The sequence below is a fragment of the Microbacterium sp. Gd 4-13 genome, assembly GCF_003095395.1.
Classification (GTDB): Bacteria; Actinomycetota; Actinomycetes; order Actinomycetales; family Microbacteriaceae; genus Microbacterium.
The window spans coordinates 203,560-225,472 of sequence record NZ_QEIJ01000002.1 but is presented as its reverse complement, the minus strand read 5'-3'; the positions used below and the strand labels follow the sequence as shown (position 1 = coordinate 225,472).

The 21,913-nt window shown below is 68.8% G+C and carries 20 protein-coding genes; 7 read left to right on the top strand and 13 right to left on the bottom strand.

Annotated elements, in window-relative coordinates; translation table 11 throughout:
- Positions 1-206: 206 nt before the first annotated feature.
- Both DEA06_RS05860 and hisD (DEA06_RS05855) read right to left on the bottom strand, forming a co-directional pair.
- Complete coding sequence (locus tag DEA06_RS05860) at positions 207-1,862, bottom strand: glycoside hydrolase family 13 protein (RefSeq protein WP_116647034.1); 1,656 nt, start codon at positions 1,860-1,862, stop codon at positions 207-209.
- Positions 1,859-3,187, bottom strand: a complete 1,329-nt coding sequence (hisD, locus tag DEA06_RS05855) for a histidinol dehydrogenase (RefSeq protein ID WP_116647033.1) — start codon at positions 3,185-3,187, stop codon at positions 1,859-1,861. The genes DEA06_RS05860 and hisD (DEA06_RS05855) overlap by 4 nt, the downstream gene beginning before the upstream one ends.
- 78 nt (positions 3,188-3,265) lie before the next feature.
- Here hisD (DEA06_RS05855) and DEA06_RS05850 point away from each other — a divergent pair, with 78 nt between their 5' ends.
- Positions 3,266-4,189 carry a LysR family transcriptional regulator gene (locus DEA06_RS05850; protein ID WP_240606836.1) on the top strand — a complete coding sequence of 308 codons (924 nt, stop codon included), beginning with the start codon at positions 3,266-3,268 and terminating at the stop codon, positions 4,187-4,189.
- 2 nt (positions 4,190-4,191) lie between these two features.
- Here DEA06_RS05850 and DEA06_RS05845 read toward each other — a convergent pair whose 3' ends face one another.
- From DEA06_RS05845 to DEA06_RS05830, 4 genes are all read right to left on the bottom strand, one after another.
- Positions 4,192-4,992 (bottom strand): nitrilase-related carbon-nitrogen hydrolase, encoded by an 801-nt coding sequence (locus tag DEA06_RS05845; RefSeq protein ID WP_116647031.1) that lies wholly within the window; start codon positions 4,990-4,992, stop codon positions 4,192-4,194.
- Between the two features lie 16 nt (positions 4,993-5,008).
- A complete protein-coding gene (locus tag DEA06_RS05840; RefSeq protein ID WP_116647030.1) occupies positions 5,009-6,175 on the bottom strand; it encodes a hypothetical protein in 1,167 nt (388 codons plus the stop codon).
- A 29-nt stretch (positions 6,176-6,204) separates the two neighbouring features.
- On the bottom strand, positions 6,205-7,185 hold the full coding sequence (locus tag DEA06_RS05835) for an ester cyclase (protein WP_116647029.1): 981 nt from the start codon (positions 7,183-7,185) through the stop codon (positions 6,205-6,207).
- 130 nt (positions 7,186-7,315) lie between these two features.
- Positions 7,316-8,317: a LacI family DNA-binding transcriptional regulator gene (locus DEA06_RS05830; protein WP_116647028.1), complete on the bottom strand. Its 1,002-nt coding sequence runs from the start codon at positions 8,315-8,317 to the stop codon at positions 7,316-7,318.
- A 110-nt stretch (positions 8,318-8,427) separates the two neighbouring features.
- Between DEA06_RS05830 and hisD (DEA06_RS05825) the strand changes: the two genes are divergently transcribed.
- The 3 genes from hisD (DEA06_RS05825) to DEA06_RS05815 are packed head-to-tail and all read left to right on the top strand — an operon-like array spanning position 8,428 to position 11,254.
- Positions 8,428-9,756 carry a histidinol dehydrogenase gene (gene hisD, locus DEA06_RS05825; protein WP_116647027.1) on the top strand — a complete coding sequence of 443 codons (1,329 nt, stop codon included), beginning with the start codon at positions 8,428-8,430 and terminating at the stop codon, positions 9,754-9,756.
- Entirely contained in the window at positions 9,753-10,511 is a 759-nt protein-coding gene (locus DEA06_RS05820) for an SDR family NAD(P)-dependent oxidoreductase (RefSeq protein WP_116647026.1), read from the top strand. The genes hisD (DEA06_RS05825) and DEA06_RS05820 overlap by 4 nt, the downstream gene beginning before the upstream one ends.
- Complete coding sequence (locus DEA06_RS05815) at positions 10,511-11,254, top strand: aldolase/citrate lyase family protein (RefSeq protein ID WP_116647025.1); 744 nt, start codon at positions 10,511-10,513, stop codon at positions 11,252-11,254. Before DEA06_RS05820 ends, DEA06_RS05815 begins: the two co-directional genes overlap by 1 nt.
- Here the strand turns inward: DEA06_RS05815 and DEA06_RS05810 are convergent.
- From DEA06_RS05810 to DEA06_RS05790, 5 genes are all read right to left on the bottom strand, one after another.
- Entirely contained in the window at positions 11,214-11,939 is a 726-nt protein-coding gene (locus DEA06_RS05810; RefSeq protein WP_116647024.1) for an alpha/beta fold hydrolase, read from the bottom strand. The genes DEA06_RS05815 and DEA06_RS05810 overlap by 41 nt on opposite strands.
- 5 nt (positions 11,940-11,944) lie before the next feature.
- Entirely contained in the window at positions 11,945-12,850 is a 906-nt protein-coding gene (locus DEA06_RS05805; protein ID WP_116647023.1) for a carbohydrate ABC transporter permease, read from the bottom strand.
- Positions 12,847-13,719, bottom strand: coding sequence for a sugar ABC transporter permease (locus tag DEA06_RS05800; protein WP_116647022.1), 873 nt, complete (start codon positions 13,717-13,719; stop codon positions 12,847-12,849). Before DEA06_RS05800 ends, DEA06_RS05805 begins: the two co-directional genes overlap by 4 nt.
- Before the next feature lie 79 nt (positions 13,720-13,798).
- Positions 13,799-15,106 (bottom strand): extracellular solute-binding protein, encoded by a 1,308-nt coding sequence (locus DEA06_RS05795; protein ID WP_165817937.1) that lies wholly within the window; start codon positions 15,104-15,106, stop codon positions 13,799-13,801.
- A gap of 173 nt (positions 15,107-15,279) precedes the next feature.
- Positions 15,280-15,597, bottom strand: a complete 318-nt coding sequence (locus tag DEA06_RS05790; protein WP_116647020.1) for a chorismate mutase — start codon at positions 15,595-15,597, stop codon at positions 15,280-15,282.
- 95 nt (positions 15,598-15,692) lie between these two features.
- Here DEA06_RS05790 and DEA06_RS05785 point away from each other — a divergent pair, with 95 nt between their 5' ends.
- The gene (locus tag DEA06_RS05785) at positions 15,693-16,838 is read left to right on the top strand and encodes an AI-2E family transporter (protein ID WP_116647019.1); all 1,146 of its coding nucleotides are present in this window, start codon (positions 15,693-15,695) and stop codon (positions 16,836-16,838) included.
- A 92-nt stretch (positions 16,839-16,930) separates the two neighbouring features.
- Here DEA06_RS05785 and DEA06_RS05780 read toward each other — a convergent pair whose 3' ends face one another.
- Together DEA06_RS05780 and DEA06_RS05775 are read right to left on the bottom strand one after the other, a co-directional pair.
- Positions 16,931-18,136 carry a beta-propeller fold lactonase family protein gene (locus tag DEA06_RS05780; protein ID WP_116647018.1) on the bottom strand — a complete coding sequence of 402 codons (1,206 nt, stop codon included), beginning with the start codon at positions 18,134-18,136 and terminating at the stop codon, positions 16,931-16,933.
- On the bottom strand, positions 18,136-19,422 hold the full coding sequence (locus tag DEA06_RS05775; RefSeq protein WP_116647017.1) for an adenylosuccinate synthase: 1,287 nt from the start codon (positions 19,420-19,422) through the stop codon (positions 18,136-18,138). The genes DEA06_RS05780 and DEA06_RS05775 overlap by 1 nt, the downstream gene beginning before the upstream one ends.
- A gap of 193 nt (positions 19,423-19,615) precedes the next feature.
- Between DEA06_RS05775 and DEA06_RS05770 the strand changes: the two genes are divergently transcribed.
- Both DEA06_RS05770 and DEA06_RS05765 read left to right on the top strand, forming a co-directional pair.
- On the top strand, positions 19,616-20,317 hold the full coding sequence (locus DEA06_RS05770) for a DUF1684 domain-containing protein (RefSeq protein WP_116647016.1): 702 nt from the start codon (positions 19,616-19,618) through the stop codon (positions 20,315-20,317).
- 49 nt (positions 20,318-20,366) lie between these two features.
- Entirely contained in the window at positions 20,367-21,863 is a 1,497-nt protein-coding gene (locus DEA06_RS05765; RefSeq protein WP_116647015.1) for an ABC transporter substrate-binding protein, read from the top strand.
- Positions 21,864-21,913: the final 50 nt, after the last annotated feature.

Sequence of the window (21,913 nt, the reverse complement as noted above, 5' to 3'; positions counted from 1 at the left end):
CCTCGGGAGATGTCACCGCGACCGCGGACTGGTCGGGTGGCCCGGCAACGGGCACATCTCAACGTGTCACGGCCTCGGGGGCGTTGGCAAATCGGGCCGCGAGGCGACCTGCACGGTGCCGCGAGCCTCGATCCGGGTACGCCGGCGCGTGAGACGGCGTCGCCGACGGAGCACGCGGAGCCCCCGCCGGAAGGCCGCGGGATCCCTTATTCGGCGGCGATCCAGACGGCGACGTCGGGGGGCAGCTCGGCCCCCGAGAAGGGCTCGCTCGCGACGATCACCCGACCCGCGGGAAGGGGCACATTCGTCTGCCCGAGATTGGCGACAATCGTGACCTTCCCGTTACGGAAGGCCACCGAATCCTCCCCCAGGGAGAGCCATTCGAGCGTCCCGGCACCGAGTCGCGCCTCGCGACGAGCCGCCAGGAGCCGTCGATAGAGGTGCAGTGTCGAGTCGGGATCTCGCTCCTGACTGTCACGGGCGAACGGCGCCCACCCTTCCGGCTGCGGCAGCCAAGGCGGCGCATGAGTCGCACCGAAGCCGTACGAGGGCGCGTCCGCCTCCCACGGCAGAGGAACCCGGCATCCGTCCCTCCCGTACCGCTCGCCGTTCGAGCGGGCCCAGGTCGGGTCCTGACGTGCAGCGGCGGGAAGGTCGACGACCTCGGGGAGTCCGAGCTCCTCGCCCTGGTAGAGATAGGCCGATCCGGGCAGCGCCAGCATCACGGTCGTCGCCGCTCGCGCGCGTCGCAGGCCCAGTTCGGGGATGGGGCGACCGGGCGAGTCCGGACCGATCCCGTGCCCCTGCGGGTTCTCGGCGGTGAGCGCGAGACGGGCCGTGTGCCGCACCACGTCGTGATTCGACAGCACCCACGTGCTGGGCGCGCCGACCGCACCGTAGGCGCGCAACGACTCGTCGATGACGGCGCGGAGCCTGCCGGCGTGCCAGGGCGTCTCGAGATAGGCGAAGTTGAACGCCTGCGACATCTCGTCGGGGCGCACCCAGAGACTCGTCATCTCGATCGAGGGCAGCCAGGCCTCGGCGCAGAGGGCCCGGTCGCCGTCGTACTCCTCGAGCAGCGAGCGCCAGTCGCGGAAGATGTCGTGCACTCCCGGCTGCGCCCAGTACGGCACGCCGTACTCGTCGCCGCCCATCGACCCCGCGTGCGGGTCGGGGGTGTAATCGGGCAGCCCCTCGGCCTTCACCAGCCCGTGCGCGACGTCGACGCGGAAGCCGTCCACGCCCCGATCGAGCCAGAAGCGCAGGATGCGGCGGAACTCCGCCCGCACATCCTGGCTGGTCCAATCGAAATCGGGCTGCGAGGTGTCGAACAGGTGCAGGTACCACTGGCCGGGAGCGCCGTCGGCGTCGAGCGTCCGGGTCCACGCCGGCCCCCCGAACAGCGACTGCCAATTGTTGGGCGGCAGGTCGCCGCCCGGCCCCCGGCCGTCGCGGAACATGTATCGCGCGCGCTCCGGGCTGCCCGGGGCGGCGCGCAGCGCGTCGTGGAACCACGGATGCCGGTCGGACGAGTGGTTCGGCACGAGGTCGACGATCACACGGATGCCCCGAGCGTGGGCGGCCGCCCGCAGCACGTCGAAGTCGTCGAGCGTGCCGAAGAGCGGGTCGACGTCGCAGTAGTCGGCGACGTCGTACCCGGCGTCCTTCTGCGGCGACACGTAGAAGGGGCTCAGCCAGATGGCGTCGACCCCCAGCGCCTCGAGGGCGGACAGGCGCGCCGTCACGCCGGCGAGATCGCCGACCCCGTCTCCGTTCGCATCGGCGAACGACCGCGGATAGATCTGGTAGATGACGGCCGAGCGCCACCACTGCGCGCCGGCCGTCGTCGCGCCCGAGATCACGACTCCGACGTGGCGAAGGTATCGAGGCGCATCGTGGCGGTGGCGCTGTGCGCGGCCATCCCCTCGGAGTCGGAGATGACCTGCACCGCGTGCGCCAGCTCGGGGGTGGCGTCGCGGGTGATGCGCTGGTAGGTCAACGGCTTGAGGAAGCGGGAGACCGACAGCCCCGCGCTGTGCTTGGCGCCGCCGGCGGTCGGCAGAACGTGGTTCGTCCCCGCCATGCCCTTGTCGGAGTAGGCGACCGTGCTCCACGCGCCGAGGAAGATCGAGCCGTAGTTGCGCAGGTGGTCGTGGTACCACGCGTCGTCCGAGGTGATCACCTCGAGGTGCTCCGGGGCGAGATCGTCCATCAGCACGACCGCTGCTTCGCGGTCGGCGGCGACCGTGACCGAGCCGTAGTCCCGCCACGCCGGCCCGGCGATGGGCTCCGTGGCGAGTCCGCTCAGCTGTCGCTCGACGGCCTCGATCACCGCACGTCCGTGCTCCTCCGACGTCGTCACGAGGGCAGCGGGCGAGTTCGGCCCGTGCTCGGCCTGCCCGAGGAGGTCGGCGGCGACGATCTCGGGATCGGCGGTCTCGTCCGAGATGACCGCGACCTCGGAGGGCCCGGCGAGCAGGTCGATCGCCACGGTGCCGAAGAGCTGGCGCTTCGCTTCGGCGACGTAGGCGTTGCCCGCACCGACGAGCATGTCGATCGGCAGCTCTCCGAGCAGCCCGTACGCCATGGCCGCCAGTGCCTGCACTCCGCCGAGCACGAACACGCGGTCCACGCCGGAGAGGTGGGCCGCGTAGACGACCGCGTCGTTGGCGCCACCGCCGGGCTGCGGCGGGGTGCACGCGATGACCGTGGGAACGCCGGCTGCCTTGGCCACACCGACGGTCATGAACGCGCTGGCCGTCAGGGGGAAGCGCCCGGCCGGGAGGTATGCCCCGACGCGGGAGACCGGTACGTAGCGCGCGCCGGTGACCAGCCCCGGGACCAGCTCGGTCTCGAAGTCCTTCAGGTGGGAGCGCTGAACCCCGGCGAAGGCCCGCGTCCGTTCCGCGCCGAGCTCGATCGCCGCGCGGAGATCGGCCGGGAGGCGGTCGCCGCTCGTCGCGATCTGCGCCGCGGTGAGCTCGATCTCGCCGCCGGTGTCGTTGTCGAGGGTGCGCGCGTAGTCGCGCACGGCGTCCATCCCGCGGCGCTGGATGTCGGAGAGCATCGCCGAAACCGTCTCGATCACGGCGGGATCGCGCTGCGCGGCCGGAGCGTCGACGAGCGGAGTCTTGAGGTGGTGGAAAGAGCCCTGCAGGCTCTGCAGCAGAACGGGAGTGAAGCGCATGACAGATAGCTAAGCGTTCGCGCTGATACCCCACAAGCCCAGTGGATACGATGTGAACCATCGGGTTTACCATTGGCTGTGACCATCGCGCAGCTGAAGGCATTCCTCGCCGCCCTCGACCTCGGCTCGTTCACCGCGGCCGCTGTCGAGCTCGACAGCGCTCAGGCCTCCGTCTCGGAGCTCGTGGCGCGTCTCGAACGAGAGCTGGGGGTGAAGCTGTTCGCCCGGGGCGGTCGACGACTCACCCCCACCGATGCCGCCCTCGCCCTGCGCGCTCACGCCGAGCAGGCCGTGAGCGCGATCGACAACGGTCTCGAGACCGTCCGCGCGCTCCACGCGCTCGAGGGCGGTACGTGCACCTTCGGGGTGCTGCGCAACGCCGCCTACTACGACCTGTCCGACCTGGTCGAGCGCTTCCACGCGCAGCACCCGAACGTGAAGGTGCGCCTCGTCGGACTCAACTCCGCGCTCGTCGCGGAGTCGATCGCCGCCGGCGAGATAGAAGCGGGTCTCGTCGTGCTGCCGGTCGAGGAATCGGGGCTGCGCATCACCCCGCTCTTCCGCGACGAGGTGCTCTACGCATCCGCACACCGTCGCCCCGCCGACGGCCCCGTGACGACGTCAGAGGTGTCGTCGGCGAAGCTCGTGCTCTACGACGCCTACGCCGCGTGGAACGACCCCACGCGACGGCAACTTCTCGCTCGGGCGCGACTGGAGGGGCTCACCATCGAGCCGGCGATCGAGGTCGAACACGTCGAGACGGCGATCAGCCTGGTCGCCACCGGCGCCGCCGACACGATCGTCTCGCGAACGATCGCCGAGTCGCCCTCGTTCCCGCCGGGGGTCGCCGTCACCCCGTTCGCCGATCCGATCTACGACACGATCGCCCTCGTGCAGCGCGACGGCGCCTACCTCTCACCCGCGACGCGCCGGCTCGCGCAGCTCGCCCAACAGCTGCTGATGGCCAGGGTGGGCGACCATGCCGGCCGCTCCCCCGCCTGACCTCACGCGTAGAGGTCGGGACGGCGGTCGGCGAAGAGGTCGTTGCGAGGTGGCAGACCTTTGTCACCGCGCAACGAGATGGTCGTCGCGGCGATGCCGTCGACGTCTGCGGATGCCGCGACCCAGCCGTCCTCGTCGATGACCGCGGTGCCGCCCGTCCACGGCACCCCCCTCTCCACGCCGCGACGATCCGCGATGACGGTGGCCAGGCGTGAGGACCGTGCCGCCGCCATGGCCTGGATCGTCTCCGGGGCGCGCTCTCCTTCCGGGCGCGCGACGAGCGGCCAGTTCACCGGCAGCGCCAGCACGTCCGCACCGGCCAGCGCGAGCCGCCGCGGAACCTCGGGGAACTCGTTGTCGTAGCAGATCGCGACGCCGAGACGCCCGACGGGTGTCTCGAACAGCGCCCCCGCAGCATCCCCGGTGCGGAAGAAGTCCGCCTCCATCCCCCAGAGGTGCGCCTTGCGGTAGTCACCGATGCGCTCGTCTCGGGTGAGGACGGCGGCGGTGTTGTACAAATGCTCTCCGTCTCGCTCGGCGTACCCCACGACGGCGACCGCCCCGCGCGGCAGCGCGGCGGCGAGGTCGCGCCACCGCGGATCGTCGCGGGCGACGGATGCGGCGAAGGCCTCGGCGCGATCGGCGAACACGTATCCGCTCGTGGCGAGTTCGGGCACGACGATGAGACCCGCGCCGTCACTGCCCGAGCGGAGCACGGCGTCGCGGATACGCGCGAAATTGCCGGCGACCTCGCCCACACGAATGTCGGGCGAGGTCGCGGCGACCCTGAGAGTACGTGTCATACGTCGGGGGAGGAGATCAGTCGTCCTCGGTGGCCGTGATCATCACACCGACCGGTGCGAGGTATCCGTTGGGGTCGATCATCCAGTCGGCGTCGCGGGCGGCGTCGACGACCTCGGGCGCCCAGTCGATGTAGACACGGTCGTCGCCGGAGTTGACGACGAGGAGTTCTCCGTGGCCCGACTCCCCCGCCTCGATGCAACGGAACGCCCGCCAGGCTCCGACGGGCACCGAGAACGAGTCCGAGGGACCGATCTCCACGGTGGTGGCCGGGTCGCCGTTGAGAGTGACGGCCCACCGGCCGGACTTCACCAGCAGTGCCTGCGTCTTGTCGTGACGGTGGCGAAGGATTCCCTCGTCCTCCGCCGCGCGGACCCATGCCATGTTGAACGAGTGGGGCTCGTGGATGCGGGGCACCTGGCGCCGATCCTCGCTCATGCCGTACCCGATGGCCAGGCTGAGCTCGGCGCCACCGCCGGGGAGACTGGCGCACAGCAGGGCGTTGCTGCTGTAGACGCGGTCGCCGGGCTGGATGACGCGGCCGCGCATCTGCTCGACCGAGTAGGTGCTGAGTTCGTCGACGTACTTCTGCTGGATCGGCTTGATCAGCGAGACGCCCTCGGGGAGCACATCACCGGCGACCGTGTCGATCAGCTGGTTGTCCGCCGTCAGGTGCAGGCCGTAGGACTCCGCCTCCTTGAGCACGGAAGGGCCCCAGATGATGCCGCCCGTCACGTCGCGACCCAGCACGGTCCACAGGATGCCGTCGTCAGGACCCTCGTTCGTGAAGCCGCGGAAGATCCACGTGGGGATCGAGATGATGTCGCCGTCGGTGCTGACGTACTCGCCCTGCTTGCCGTCGATCCCCCAGCGCAGCCGGAACTCGCCGCCGAGGTTCACGAACACCTCGGCGGTGAAGTGCAGGTGGAGGTTGTTCGAGATGCCCTTGGGCATGCCCGCGGCACCGGTGTTGAATCCGTGTTCCTCGGTGAGGTTGATGACCTGACCGGCATTCTGCGAGACGCCGCCACCGATGAAGGCGTAGTTCTCCTTGCGGTCGGAGCCCGGGGTGCGGCAGTCGATGAAAGCCGCGTTGTGGGGCGCCCAATCCGTCTTGCGGATCGTGCGACGCTCGATCTCTGTTTCATCGACGGTGACGTCTTGGCTCAGATGATCGGTGCTCATTTTCGTCTTCTCTCTCTGTGTCGTGCGAATCAGTAGATGTTGGAGGGGCCGACGCTCTCGTCGCCGCGCATGCCGGCGATCTGGGCGCGAAGGGCGATGTCGTCCCAGAGCCGTACCTCTTTCGTCAACGCCCCCTTGTGGAACGTGAACTGCGAGATGCCCAGCAGGTCGACGGGCTTGCCCGTGAGGGGCCCGTAGTTCGGCTTGCCGGAGTAGTCGCCGACGAACTTCCACGTGACGGCCACGCGCAGGCCCGCGTAGCGGACGTCGTAGTTGGTCTGGATGTCGCGGATCTCGAACTGCCCGGCCGGGAAAGCCTCAAGGAAGCGCAGCAGGGAGCGGCGGTAGCCCTCGGGCCGGATGACGAGGCGGTTGCCGACGGTCAGGAGGACGAGGTCGCGCTCGAAGTACTTCTCGACCTTCTGCAGGTCACGGTCGTTCCAGACCGTCTGGATCATGTCGATCACGGTCTCGACCTCTGAGCGGTGATCGTCGGCGCGCGGACCCGAATCACCCCGGGCGATCGGGTCGACGGGGGCGGGTTCCGTCCACGACCCCGTGTAGCCCCGGAAGGCCTGGGCACGGGCGAGCTCGTCGAGGTCGTCGCCGCGCTCGAGCGCCCCGGCGAGGGTGTCGCGCACGACCCACTCCTCGACCATGCGGCCTCGTCGGTAGAGGCAGTTGGCGATGGTACGGCTGTACTCCGGCGCCTGCAGGTGACCCGACAGCACCAGGTGCGAGCTCAGGAACGCGTCATCGCCGCGCGCCTCCCAGATGACGTCTTCGGCCTGGCCGGTGCGATCGGGCGTCGCCGAGATGCGCATGAGAGTGCCCTCGATCACCTCGTCGCGCGACGTCGAGGTTCCGTAGGCCCCGTGCACGATCGAGTCCGGTTCATAGTTCTCGCGGATGTAGCTGATCGAACGGTCCACCCAGATGAGGTCGGTGACCTCGCGGATGAAATCGTCGGGGTCTGCATACGGCTGGTAGGCCACCGGATCGAGAGGCACGCGTGAACTCCTTGGGGTTGGTCCCGGCCGCGTCTTGCGTGGCGGGCGGGGTGTCGTTGTTGGCAGTGTATGCGTATGCACAACAAGCCCGCAAGGGGATGTCAGCGCATGCGCTGACCGGGTTCCGGCGTCAGCGACGAGGCGCGACCGCCAGGGTTCGACGCTCGACGAAGGAGGTCGGGAACTCGACGTGCGAGACGTCGGCGTCGGGGTCTTCGATGCGCCGGGCCATGAGCTTCGCCGCCTCTCGTGCCATCTGTGTGAAGTCGTACGCGATCGTCGACAACTCGATGATCGGCCACGCCGCGGGGGGCAGGTCGTCGAACCCGATGATCGACACGTCATCGGGCACAGCGACCCCCGCCCGTCGGGCGGCGTTCAGCGCGCCGTAGGCGACGACGTCGTTGCCGCAGAAGATGAGGGTGGGCGGATCGGGGAGGGCGAGCAGCTCCGTGGTCGCGGAGTCTCCGCAGGCGGTGTCGAACTTGCCGCGACGGACGAATGCGGGATCGAGCGCCACCCCGCGCTCGGCGAGCGCGGCCCGCAACGCCACCTCGCGCGTCTGCGCGGTGCTGGTGTTGCTCGGACCGAGCACCGCCCCCACCCGCCGGTGGCCGAGTTCGACAGCGCGCCTCACGGCGTCCGAGAAGCCTGCCATCGGCGAGACCACCGTCGCGTCCGCGTCGACGAAGGCGGCCGTCCGGTTGAAATAGACGAACGGCAGACCGCGGTCGCGCAACCGCAACGGGGCCACCGAATCGACGGTCGCCGTGGCGAGGATCACCCCGTCGAGCCCGTTGGCGATGAGCCGCTCTGCGACCGTCTCGTTGTCGGCCGTCTCGGTGTGGAGCACGAGCTGATAGCCCATGCCCTCCAGCTCGTGGTGCACCGGCGCGATGATGTGGGAGTAGAACTGGTTGCCCAGATCGGTGACGAGCAGACCGATGCGCCGCGTGCGCCCCGACGAGAGGGCACGGCCGGCCTCGCTGGGGACGTAGCCCAGAAGGTCGGCGGCCTCCCTGACGCGCTTCTTCGTCTCGGACGAGACACGCGGGTCGTCGCGGAGCGCTCGAGAGACGGTCGGCTGCGAGACACCCGCGAGCCGGGCGACGTCTCTGCTGGTGACAGCCATTGCACCCCCTGCGGTCTCGCCACGACGCGTCAAAGTCTATCCGACCGCTTGACCTGTCCATGCATACGCAGTCATGATGAGCACATACGTATGCACGAGAGGATGCACCGATGCCCCTTTACTTGAAGAGCGCCCCGACGAAATCGTTCACCGACACCGCGCAGACCGACGTCGCCGCCCGGGTGGGCTCGATCATCGCCGACATCCGCTCGAACGGCGATGAGGCCGTCCGCCGCTACGCCGACCAGTTCGACAAATGGACCGCGGAGTCCTTCCGTCTCGACGACGCGCAGATCGCCGAGATCATGGACACCCTCGATCAGCAGGTGATCGACGACATCGTCTTCGTCCAGACCCAGGTTCGCCGGTTCGCGCAGGCTCAGCGCGACTCACTCACCGACATCGAGATCGAGACCCTGCCCGGTGTGCACCTCGGACAGAAGCATGTCCCCGTGCAGGCCGCGGGCGCCTACATCCCCGGCGGCAAGTATCCCCTGACGGCCTCGGCGCACATGACGATCATCACGGCGAAGGTCGCGGGGGTCCCCCGCGTGGTGGCGTGCACGCCGCCGATCCGCGGTGAGATCCCCGCGGCGACCGTGGCGGCCATGAAGCTGGCTGGCGCGGACGAGATCTACATCCTCGGCGGAGTGCAGGCGGTCACGGCGATGGCGGTCGGCACCGAGACGATCGACCCGGTCAACCTCATCGCCGGCCCGGGCAACGCCTACGTCGCCGAGGCGAAGCGTCAGCTCTTCGGCGAGGTCGGCATCGACCTCTTCGCCGGTCCGACCGAGATCCTCATCGTTGCCGATGACGACGCAGACCCGTTCTTCACCGCGGTCGATCTGCTGTCGCAGGCCGAGCACGGCCCGGAGTCGCCCGCCGTGCTCATCACCACCTCGCAGACGCTCGGCGAGAAGGTGATCGCCCACATCGAAGCCCTGCTGCCGGGGATGTCGACGAGAGACTATGCGGAGCCCGCCTGGCGTGACTGGGGTCAGGTGATCGTCGTCGACGACATCGACGAGGCCTACGAGCTGGCCGACTCCTTCGCGTTCGAGCACGTGCAGATCTTCACGAAGGAGCCCCGCGAGGCCCTCACCAAGATGCACGATTACGGAGCCCTCTTCCTCGGCGAGAACACGTGCGTGTCGTACGGCGACAAGGTCATCGGCACCAACCACGTGCTCCCGACCCTCGGCGCGGCCCGTTACACCGGCGGACTCTGGGTCGGAAAGTACCTGCGCACGGTCACCTACCAGGAGATCGTCGAGCCGTCCTCCTCGGCCCTCCTGGGAGAGGTGTGCGGACGTGCGGCGCGCGTGGAGTTGTTCGAAGGACACGCCCGTTCGGGCGACGCGCGCGCGTGGCGACACGGCGGCGCCACCTTCGGGTGGATCGACGAGAGCGTGGGCGCGGAGACCGGCGCCCGATGACCGACCTCGGCGGCCGCACCGCGGTGATCACGGGCGGCGGAAGCGGACTGGGGGCGGCCATCGCCACGGCGCTGCACGAGGCGGGCGCCGAGGTCGTCGTCGTCGGCCGCGATCCGTCGAAGCTCGACGCGATCGTCGACCGGTTGGGGACGAAGGCGCGGCGCGTCGTCTGCGACGTCGCCGACCCTTCGTCGGTCGACCGACTGCGCGATGCGCTGGCCGACACCGAGATCTCCATCCTCGTCAACAACGCGGGCATCGCCGGTCCTGTCGCCGCTCTCACCGACATCTCGGTGGAGCAGTGGGACGAGGTCTTCGACATCAACGTCCGCGGCACGTTCCTCATGTGCCGGGCCTTCCTGCCCGCCATGACCGCCCGCGGCTCCGGCGACGTGATCAACATCGCGTCGGTGTCGGGAAAGCGGCCGCTGGCCCACCGGACGCCCTACACCGCCTCGAAGATGGCCGTCCTCGGGCTCACGTCCACTCTCGCCTTCGAGGTGGGTCCGGCCGGCGTCAGCGTCAACACCCTCTCGCCGGGTCCGGTCGCCGGGCCTCGGATGGAGCGCAACTTCCGCCTCGAGGCGGAGCGCTCGGGGAGCACGGTCGACGACGCGGAAGCGGCGTTCGTCTCGCGCGCGGCGCTGGGCCGGATGGTCACCGAGGAGGAGGTCGGCGGCGCCGTCGTGGCGATGCTCGGCATGTCGGGCATGTGCGGTGCCGACATCGACCTGTCCGCCGGGATGGTCGCGTGATGCCCGAGTCTCTGCGCGCTCGCGCGCTGGCCGGCGAGCGCCTCCTCGGCGTTCTGCTGCGCATGCCCGCCGAGGAGCTCGTCGAGATGACCGCGGTCGCGGGCTACGACTTCGTGTTGATCGACTGCGAGCACGGCCCGGCCGACCTTCTCGCCCTCCGCCAGCACATCGCCGCGGCCGGCCTTCACGGCGTTCCCGTGATCGTCCGCGTCGGCGAAGGCGACGGGGGCTCGATCCTCCGGGTGCTCGACCAGGGAGCGGTCGGGGTCGTTGCGCCGCATCTGGACGACGCCCGCGACGCCGCCGCGCTCGTCGCCGCGGCGCACTACCCGCCGCTCGGAGCCCGGGGGTTCGCCACCTACAGCCGCGCCGGTCGCTTCGGTGAGGCCGACGCGGCGGCTCACAAAGACTGGTTCCTCCAGAACACCCTCGTGATCGGCATGATCGAATCCCCCGCGGGGGTCGCGGCGGCCGCAGACATCGTGGCGACACCCGGGCTCGACGGGATCATGATCGGCCCCGCCGACCTCGCCGCGTCGTCGCATGCCGACGACCTCCCCGTCGCCGAAGCCTCCGCCCGCGTCAACGCGTCGATCGCGTCGGCGGGGAAGCTCCGCATGGACATCGTGGGGACGACGGATGCTGCGACCGCCGCGTTCGACGACGGAGCGCACCTGGTCGTCTACAACCTGGCCCACGCCCTCATGAGCCACTTGCGTACGCTGCTGACCCCGCGGGGGTGAGGCGCCGGTCGCGCCACGAACGGACGAGGGCGCCGAAGGCGGCCGGCTGCACGAGGGGCAGCAGGTGCCCCGCATCCAGTGACACCACCCGCGCACCCCTGACCTCGTTCGCGATCTCGACGTGGAATGACGGGGGGCACACCGTGTCGTGCGCCCCCGACACCACGAGGGTCGGCACGCGGACGGCCCGAAGGCCCGGTCGCTGGTCGGTGCGCGTCTCCTGCATCAGCAACTGCGCGCGCAGGGTCTCCGCTCCCGTCGACTCTCCCATCGCCGCGGTGCGCGCCACCAGGTCGGGCCGATCGGCCACGGTCCGGGGTGTGAGCAGCGCGTCGATGATCGACTCCTGGAGCGACCGGGCGGATTCGCCGCGGTCGAGCCGATCGATCCAGCCCCGCCACGATCGTCGCTGCTCGTCGGTCGGCGCCTTGGCATTGGTCGACACCAGGCACAGCCCGGCGACACGGGAGGGCGCCCGGGCGATCAGCGCCATCGCCACGATCGCCCCCAGCGACAGCCCGCCCAGCGCGAACATCGGGGGCAGCGTATCGAGCAGGTGCTCGACCTGGGCGTCGATGGATTCCTCGGTCAGCTCGGGAGTGAGCGCATCGTCGAGACCGCACCCCGCCCAGAGGTCGGCCGTGCAGTTCATCCCCGCCAGGAGGACGAGCGGCACGGCCGACACCCCGCTCAGCCCTTCACCGCGCCGTCGCTGAGCCCGGCGACGAGGTACTTCTGCGCGATGAATGCGATCACCACCACCGGAATGGTCAGGAGGATGGAGGCCGCTCCCGCCTGTTGGAGCATCGGCAGCGTCTGGCCCAGCTGCGTGGCGATGAAGACCGGCACCGTCTTCGACGACGAGTCCGTCAGAACGAGCGCCGTGAGGTACTCCTGGAACGCGAACAGGAAGACGAAGATCCCGGCCGTGAGGATTCCCGGGCCCATCAGCGGAATCATCACGCGACGCAGCATCCCGATCCTGCTGCATCCGTCGATCATCGCGGCCTCGTCCAGTTCGCGTGGGATCTCGGCGAAGAAGTTGCGCAACAGCCAGATCGTGAACGGTTGATTGATCGCCACGAGTGCGATCGCCAGGGCGAACGTCGTGTCGTAGATCCCGAGTGCGCGGCTGATGTCGTACATCGGCAGCACCACGGCGAACCGTGGGAGAGCTCGGAAGATGAGGGCGAGCACGAGGAGAAGGGCGGAGACGTAGCTCGGGAACCGCGACAGCGCATACGCCGCGGGGATGCCGATGATGAGCGCGACGACGGTCGAGACCACGGCCACCACGACGGTGTTCACGAGGTAGTCGGCGAAGTACGTCGTCTGCCACAGGTCGACGAAGGCCTGAACCGTCGGCTCGTACCCCCACACCACCGGCGGATTGGCGAAAGCCACGTTGGTGGGTTTCGTGACCGAGAGGGTCATCCAGATGAAGGGGCTGAGCATCACCACGCAGAGGATGGCGAGCAGGAGCCCGGTGACGATGGGCGGACGCCCCCAGCGACCGCGGCGCCGGCGGGGCCCCTTGCCTTCGATATCTCCGGTGGTGATGGCACGGGTGGAGAGTCCGTCACTGGTGAGCGTCATCGTGCGACCCTCGCTTCCTTGAAGATGCCGCGGATGAAGGGAATGAGCATGACCAGGATCAGCCCGATCGTGAGGACGTTGATGGCACTGCCGAGTCCGAGGTTCTGCGCTCCGTCGGCGAAGGCCACGGAGTAGACGTAGAGCATGATCGACTCGTTGCCGATCGCCGCGGCCTGTGGCGACAACGGGATCAGGTTGTCGAACATGCGCAGCACGTCCATGATCGAGATCAGCGTGACGAACCCGACCACGCCCCTGATCGTCGGGATGATGACGTGAAGGTGGGTCTGCAGACCGTTCGCCCCATCGATTCTCGCGGCCTCTTTGAGCTCGGCCGGCACGCCCTGCAGGCCCGCCAGGATGATCAGCATCGCGAAGGGCAGCATGTGCCACACGGTGTTCGAGATCACGAGGATCGCGTTCGGCACCTGATCGGTGAACCACAGCACCTGGCTGCCGCCCAGGAGACCGATGAAGCGATTGGCCACGCCTCCGAAGTTGTCGTCGAACAGCCACGAGTAGGCGACGGCGCCGACGAGGTTCGGCAGCACGTACGACACCAGCATGATGCCGAGCACCAGCGGCCGAGAGGTGGTGAGCCGGTTGATGCCGGTCGCGATGATGTATCCCAGAACCAGCAGGATGGCCGTCGTGATGACGGTGACGACGACCGTGAACAGCGCCGCCTTCCCGAACCGCACGTCGGTCAGGGCGTCGGCGAAATTGGCGAGACCCACGAAGGTGCCGGGGGTGCCGTAGCGGACGCTCTCGAAGCTCCACTGGATCGTCCGCACCAGCGGGATGACCAGCAGCCCCGCCATGATGAGGAAACTCGGAGCGAAAAGCAGCCAGAACTCGCGCGCTTTCATGGGCGTTACTCCCTTCGCCGGAGTGCGGCCCGGACCAGGATCCGGGCCGCACTCGTCGGTGGTTGTGGGTGGACGTCGATCAGCCGACGAAGGCTTCGCCCGCGGCCTGCATCTGCGCCATACCCTCGTCGACCGACACGTTGCCCGCCAGGATCTGGACGAGGATCGGACGGATCTCGTTCGTCAGGTCGGCGAGCACCGGCGAGACGACGGGCGGCATCGCGGCCGCGATCGACTCGTTGGCAGCCTCGCCGTAGGGCGAGTTCTCGGCGGTGACCATACCCTCGCGCGCCGGGTAGGCCGCGGGGACGGATGCTGTCGATGCCTCCTCGCTGACGGCCGAGGCCATCATGACGAACAGCATGTCGTGGTCGAGCTCGGTGTTGAAGGGGATCGACCACCCGTCGATGGAGAGACGGTTGTACGCGTATTCGGCGGAGCTGGTGAGCTTCGGCGGTCCCGCGAAGGCGAACGAATCGGCGAGGTTGCTGTTCGTATCGAGGGTGAGGTCGCTCATGCGTCCGGAGAACATGATCGACATCGCCGCGGTGCCGTTGTACATCTGCTGCTGCACCTTGGGCTGGTCGAAGGTGGTGACCTGCGGGTCCATGTACGGCTTGAGCGCCAGCATTCCCTCGAGCGCCTGCTGCGCCTCGGGGGTGTCGAGCGTGACATCGCCGGCGTCGTTGACGAAGTCGGCGCCCAGCGAGTTCATCGCCGCCTGGAAACTGGTGGACACGTCGGAGGTGGCGAGCCACGGCAGTGCGATGGGGTAGTCCATCTTGCCCGCGGCCTTGATCTTCTCGGCAGCCGCGATCATCTCGTCGAACGTGGTCGGCACCTCGATGCCGAGCTCCTCGAAGATGTCGGTGCGGTACGCCATGACGAACATCTGCGCCTGCATCGGCAGGGCGTAGAGCTCGCCGTCGAACGACATTCCGGTGCGCATCGACTCGCTGATCTTGTCGAGACCGTAGTCGGCGGCGTACTTGTCGTACAGGTCGTTCAGGGGTACGAGCTTCTCGTCGGTGGCGAGGCCGGGGATGACGAATCCGTAGGTTTCGATGATGTCGTAGGTGCCGGTGTCACCCGCCAGGGTGGCGGTCGTCTTGGTGACCTGTCCACCGAAGTCGATGGGGTCGTGCTTGACGGTGACATCGTCCTTGGAGCAACTCGACACCATGGTGTCGGTGAACGGGTCGATGGCGGAGGAGTTGTAGGCGAGCACGTTGACGGTGGTCGCCGAATCGGGGGCTGTGTAATCGCAAGTGACCTCGGTGGCATTCGCGTTGCCGGTGCGGCTGCCGGCGCCGCATCCTGCTAGAGCGAGTGCACCCACGGCCGCCGCAACGATGAGGGCGAATGCGCGCTTCTTGGTGGATGACATGGCCACACCGTATACGTATGCATACCGCTTAGGGAAGCCTAATTCACGCGAAATCTTTCGACACCCGGCTGTAACATGAATACGTATAAGCTCACCGCGGCGAGCACAAAGCGCATCGCGGGGCGCACCTGCACCCCCCGACCACTCGTCCGGGCCGGGCTCGGTGACGGGGTTCAGGACTGCTGGGCGGCCGCCTCGTTGCGGTGGTGGCGGATCACCTCGGCGACGACGAAGTTGAACCATTTCTCAGCGAAGGCGGGATCGAGGTCGGCGTCTTCGGCGAGCCTCCTGAGGCGCGCGATCTGCTGCTCCTCGCGTGTCGGATCCGACGCCGGCATGTCGTGCTTGGCCTTGAGGACCCCCACCTGCTTGGTGCAGCGGAAGCGCTCGGCGAGCAGGAAGATCAGAGCCGCGTCGATGTTGTCGATGCTCCCGCGGAGCCCCGCCAGAACCACGGCGGGGTCGGACTCGGTCGATGTGGGTTCGGTCATGGCTTCCTCCGGCTTTGACGATACCGGTTGGCCGGGCGCACACCGCAGTGCCGCGTTCCCTGTGGTCGCGCCGCCGCAGCCCTAGAGTGTGACCCATGCGCGTCACCCCTAAGAAGTCCGCCTCAGACGCGGATCCGACCTCGCCCGGCGCCGACGGCGTGCACTCCGAGGGCCGCTCTCCGAACAAGCCGATCTGGGCCAATCTGGCCAGCCCCTTCGGCGTCGGATTCTTCATCACCCTCGGCGGACTCGCCGCGGTGCTGCTCGGGATCGCCATCTCGAACCTCTCGACGGTCATCATCTACGTCGCCTTCGCGCTGTTCGCCGCTCTCGGGCTCGACCCCCTGGTGCGGTTCCTCGGGCGTCGCGGGCTGTCGCGCGCGTGGTCGATCGTCGTGGTGTCGATCGCCTTCGCGGGGGTGCTCATCGGCATCCTGCTGCTGATCATCCCCACCGTGGTCCGGCAGGTCACCCAGTTCGTCACCGACGCCCCCGGGCTCGTCAGCGAATTCATGCGCAGCGACGTCTACCAGTGGCTCCAGGCGAACTTCGGCGACAGCGTGACCGACATCGTCGCCGACGTGCAGAAGTTCCTCACCGATCCCGGCAATATCGCCGCGATCGGCGGCGGCGTGCTCCAGGTGGGCATCACGATCGGTACCGGCATCTCCGGCGTCATCATCGTGATCGTCCTCAGCCTCTACTTCCTCGCATCGCTGCCGAACATGAAGACCGCGTTCGTCCGCCTCGTGCCGGCTCGCAACCGCTCGGGCGTCGCCGATATGACGGAGCAGATCACCGATTCCGTCGGCGGGTACCTCATGGGCATGGTGGTGCTGGCGTTCTGCAACGCGGTCGTCGCGTTCTTCCTCCTCCTCTTCCTCGGCTTCCCGTTCCCCGCGCTGATGGCCGTTGTCGCGTTCTGCATCACGCTGATCCCGCTCGTCGGTTCGGTTCTCTTCTGGGCGATCGGAACCGTACTCGTCCTGTTCGTGGATCCGATCGACGCGCTCATCTTCGCCGGCATCTACCTCGTGTACATGCAGCTCGAGGCATATGTGCTCACACCGCGCGTGATGAACCGCACCATCTCGGTGCCCGGAGCGCTCGTCGTCATCGGAGCGCTGGTCGGCGGAACACTGCTCGGACTCCTCGGAGCCCTCGTCGCGATCCCCGTCACCGCGTCGATCCTGCTGATCGTGAAGCAGGTCGTCGTGCCGCGCCAGGACGCGAAGAAGTAGCCGTCGCGCACGCGCCACCGCCGGAGAACGTCACCGTCGTCGGAGCGTGCGAGGCCGATTCTCCGACCTCGGCGTGGATCTCCGACGTTCGGTCAGCGTGTCGGCAGCAGGCAGGTCGGGGTCGGAGCCGCAGTGCGGTGACGGACACGTCCCGGAATGCCGGTGCGCTCGTCGATGAGGAGCGAGACGACCTCGCTCGCCCGCTGGCCGGCGACGAGGAGGGTGTCGCGCACCACGACATGGTTGCGCGGCCAGTGCGTGCCCGCCTCCACGAAAGCGAGCGGCACGAGACCGCTGCCATCTCCGGTGATGCGCACGACGCCGAGCGCGTCGCTTCCGCGTACCCCCGCGTAGAGCATCTCGCGGTCATGGCTCGGGGTGATCTCGGCGGCGGTGTCCGACCCGAGCTGCACGTCGGGCGACAGCGAGACACCGGAGACGATGCGCCACACCCCGTCGACGCCCGCGCGCAGGGCGAACACCTCGCAACTGAGCTCGGTGAGCACGTACAGATGCCCGCTCGGGTGCCAGACGGTGTGCCGGGGGCCGCTCCCCCGGGGGAGCACGACCTCCTGCACCAGCCGAAGCCCGCCCGTCGTCGCCCGCCAGAAGCGCACGAGGTCGAGCCCCATGTCGGTGGTGGCCACAAGGCCTCCGCCGAGGAAGACGCTCTGGTGAGCCCGGGAGGGGCGCGGCTCGGAGGGGCCGTCGGATGCTGCGCCGTCGCCCGCCGTCGGAGGCTCCGCCGCATCCGGCTCGTCGTGATCCGGAACGAGGTGCGCGAACTCCGCACCCGCGGCCTCCCGCAGCGCTCGGGTCGCGGCAGCGAGGTCGCTCACCGGCGAAGAGGCGACCGCCGCGGGGGCGTCGGGTCCGAACGGATCGCTCGCGGCGGGGGCGATCCAGGGCGACGAGGGCCGCCCCTCCGCATCCAGCGCCATCCGCACGACGCGCCCGTCGTTCCAGCAGCTCGCGAGGAGGAAAGCGCCGTCGGGTGAGACGCCGACGTGGCACACCGCCGAGCCCGCCTCGACGGGACGCCCGTGGCGCGCGAGAGTCGTCTCGCCGGTGAGGCGGTACGCCTGCACCGTGCCGTCGCCTTCGAGGGCGGCGTAGAGCACGTCGAGCGAGGGGTGACGGGCGATCCACGAGGGTGAGCCGGGCTCGACGACGGCCGTCGGTCCCAGCCCGAGCGGGCCGGAGGCCCAGGGTGAGTCGGCCTCGCCCGCCTGCAGCAGCCCGATGCCTTCGGCCTCGCCCTTGCCGCTCGCGGAGTACCCGCCGACCCAGAGGCGCATCAGTCGACCAGAGGCGTGCGCACGATCACGGCGTCGCGGGCGGCGCCGACTCCGATGACCGAGATGCGCGTGCCGCTCATGCCCTCCAGCGCGAGCACGTAGTCCTGCGCCTCCCTCGGGAGGTCATCGAAGGTGCGGGCACCCGAGATGTCGCTCTTCCAGCCCGGGAAGTACTCGAGGATCGGCTTCGCGTGGTGGAAGTCGGTCTGGCTCACCGGCACCTCGTCGAAGCGCACCCCGTCGACGTCGTAGGCGACGCACACGGGGATCTGCTCGAGACCCGACAGGATGTCGAGCTTCGTGAGCACCAGGTCGGTGATGCCGTTGATGCGCGTCGCGTACCGCGTGATCGGAGCGTCGTACCAGCCCACCCGGCGAGGACGCCCGGTGGTGGTGCCGAACTCGAAGCCGCGCGAGCGCAGCCATTCGCCCTGCTCGTCGAAGAGCTCGGTGGGGAACGGGCCTGACCCGACGCGGGTCGTGTAGGCCTTCACGATGCCGACGATGCGGTCGAGACGGTTGGGTCCGACGCCGGCACCGGTCGCCGCGCCGCCGGCGGTGGCCGACGACGACGTGACGAAGGGGTAGGTGCCGTGGTCGACGTCGAGCATGGTCGCCTGGCCGCCCTCGAAGACCACGACCTCGCCGGCGTCGAGCGCCTCGTTCAGCAGAAGCGAGGTGTCGGCGACCATCGGCCGCAGCCGCTCGGCGTACGAGAGCAGGTCTTCGACGATCTCGTCGACGGCGATCGCGCGCCGGTTGAAGACCTTCACCAGGAGGTGGTTCTTGCCGTCGAGGGCGCCCTCGACCTTCTGCCGCAGGATGTTCTCGTCGAAGAGGTCCTGCACGCGGATGCCGACGCGGTTGATCTTGTCGGCGTAGGCCGGACCGATGCCGCGGCCGGTCGTTCCGATCTGACGCTTGCCGAGGAAGCGCTCGGTGACCTTGTCGAGCGTGCGGTGGTACTGAGTGATGACGTGGGCGTTGGCGCTGACGCGCAGACGCGACGTGTCGAGGCCGCGGGCGTTCAGCGCCTCGAGCTCGTAGAAGAGCACCTCGAGGTCGACGACGACGCCGTTGCCGATGACCGGGATGACACCGGGCGACAGGATGCCCGAGGGCAGCAGGTGCAGGGCGTACTTCTCGTCGCCGATGACGACGGTGTGGCCGGCGTTGTTGCCGCCGTTGAACTTCACGACCCAGTCGGTGCGTTCGCCGAGGAGGTCGGTCGCCTTCCCCTTGCCTTCGTCGCCCCACTGGACTCCGACGATGACGATTCCAGGCATGGGCGCTCCTCGCGTCGATGGCACAGATCCGTCCCATTCTACCGAGGGGGCGTCGAACGCCGCCGCCCCCTCGCCCGGGGGCGGCGCGACGCCCGCCCCCTGCATGCGGGGGAATACATCGCGGTCGGCGCGCATTGCTCTTCGTGACGGTCGATTCGGCCGTCGACTCCCCCCGACCGAGAATGTTCGAACCATGGCCGCACCCGAAGACCACGCCCGCTGGCACGCCGCCCGAGAGCGCGCTGTCGCCTCGCCGACCGGCAACCTCTCCCTCGTGGAGACCCGCTGGACCGGCGAGCGCCCCGACATCGACGCCGCCCGATCCACAGCATCCGGCACCGTCGAGGTCACGCCGATCCAGCGCACCGCGATCGACGGCAGCGGCGCGGTCGAGCACGGCCTGCGGTTCTGGGACGCCGACGCCCCCGCGATCCGCGCGTTCGACCGCATCGACGCCTACCCCTACGACCCGACGTGGGTGCTCGAGGGCACCTTCACCCCGGTGGCGGAAGGCCGCACCGTGCCCTTCGAGCACATCCGCGACAACGGCGGCACCCGAGACCTCGTCGTCCCCGGTGACATCGCGCTGACCCTCGACGGGCGCGACTACACGCTCGCCGCCTTCGACGACGGCGGGAAGCTCCTGCTCGTCTTCGGCGATGCGACGAACGGCGACGAGACGTACGGCGCCGGCCGGTTCCTCTTCGTGGAGCACCACGCCGACGACCCGCAGCGCGTGATCCTCGACTTCAACCGCGCGTTCGTGCCGCCGTGCGGTTTCTCGGCCCAGTACAACTGCCCCCTGCCTCCCGCCTCGAACCGGTTCCCCGTTCCGGTCCGCGCCGGGGAGAAGACCGTCGTCTTCCGCGACGGCTTCGACATCTACGCGGCCTGAGCCGCACCCGAACCACAGCACCCTCCCACCGCACCCTGGAGTCACCCCCATGAGAAGACCCCTCATCGCCGTGTCGGCGACCCTCGCCGCAGCGCTCGTCCTCGCCGGCTGCTCTACCGGCGGCGGCACGAGTGCCGAGAGCTCCGACGACGCGACCATCGCGATCGGCTCGCTGTACGAACCGCAGAACCTCAGCAACACCCAGGGCGGCGGCCAGGGCGTCACCGAGGCGTTCAACGGCAACGTGTACGAGGGCCTCTACAAGCTCACGGACGACGGCCAGGTCGAACCCCTCCTCGCCGAGGGCGAAGATGTCAGCGACGACGGCCTCACCTACACGATCACCCTGCGCGAGGGCGTCACCTTCCACTCCGGCAAGGCGCTCACGTCGGCCGACGTGAAGGCGAGCGTCGAGGCGGTCACCGCCGACGACTCGCAGTCGGCTCGCAAGTCGAGCTTCGCCACCATCGCCGACATCGCGACCCCCGACGACCAGACCGTGGTCTTCACGCTCTCGCAGCGCTCGATCTCGTTCCTCTACAACCTCAGCTACGTCTGGATCGTCAACGCCGAGGCCGGCGACCTGACGCAGGACGAGGACGGCACCGGCCCGTACACGCTCGATGAGTGGCGCCAGGGCAGCACCCTCACCCTCACGCGCTGGGACGAGTACTGGGGCGAGCCGGCGAAGAACGCCGAGGTCGTCTTCACGTACTTCACCGACGCCACCGCCGAGAACAACGCGCTGCTGACCGGCGAGATCGACCTCATCACCAGCGTGCAGAGCCCCGACTCGCTCACCCAGTTCGAGGGCAACGCCGACTACGTCGTCAGCGAGGGCACGTCGACCACGAAGGAACTGCTCGCGTTCAACGACCGCGTCGCCCCCTTCGACAACGCGCTGGTGCGCAAGGCCGTCTACTCCGCGATCGACACCCAGAAGCTCCTCACCTCGATCTGGGGCGACTACGGCACCCTCATCGGCTCGATGGTGCCCCCGACCGACCCCTGGTACGTCGATCTCACCCAGGTGAACCCCTACGACCCCGACCTCTCGACGCAGCTGCTGACCGAAGCCGGCTACGCCGACGGGTTCACGTTCACGCTCGACACCCCGAGCTACGACCCGCACCCGGCCGTCGCCGAGTTCCTGCAGTCGCAGCTGGCCGAGATCGGCATCACGGTCGAGATCAACACGATCAGCGCCGACGAGTGGTACTCGAAGGTGTTCAAGGAGCGCGACTTCACCGCCACGCTCCAGGAGCACGTGAACGACCGCGACGTCGTCTGGTACGGCAACCCCGACTTCTACTGGGGCTACGACAACGCCGACGTGCAGCAGTGGGTGTCCGAGGCCGAGCAGGCCCAGACCACCGACGAGCAGACCGAGCTGCTGAAGAAGGTCAACGAGCAGATCGCGGAGGATGCGGCTAGCGTGTGGCTGTACCTGTACCCGCAGATCGTGGTCGCCGGAAGCGACCTCAGCGGCTACCCCGTCAACGGCCTGAACTCGCAGTTCTTCGCCTACGACATCGTGAAGTCCTAGCCTTCGCGCCGCCCCGGGACCGTGAGGTTCTGATCACCTAGCTCATCCGT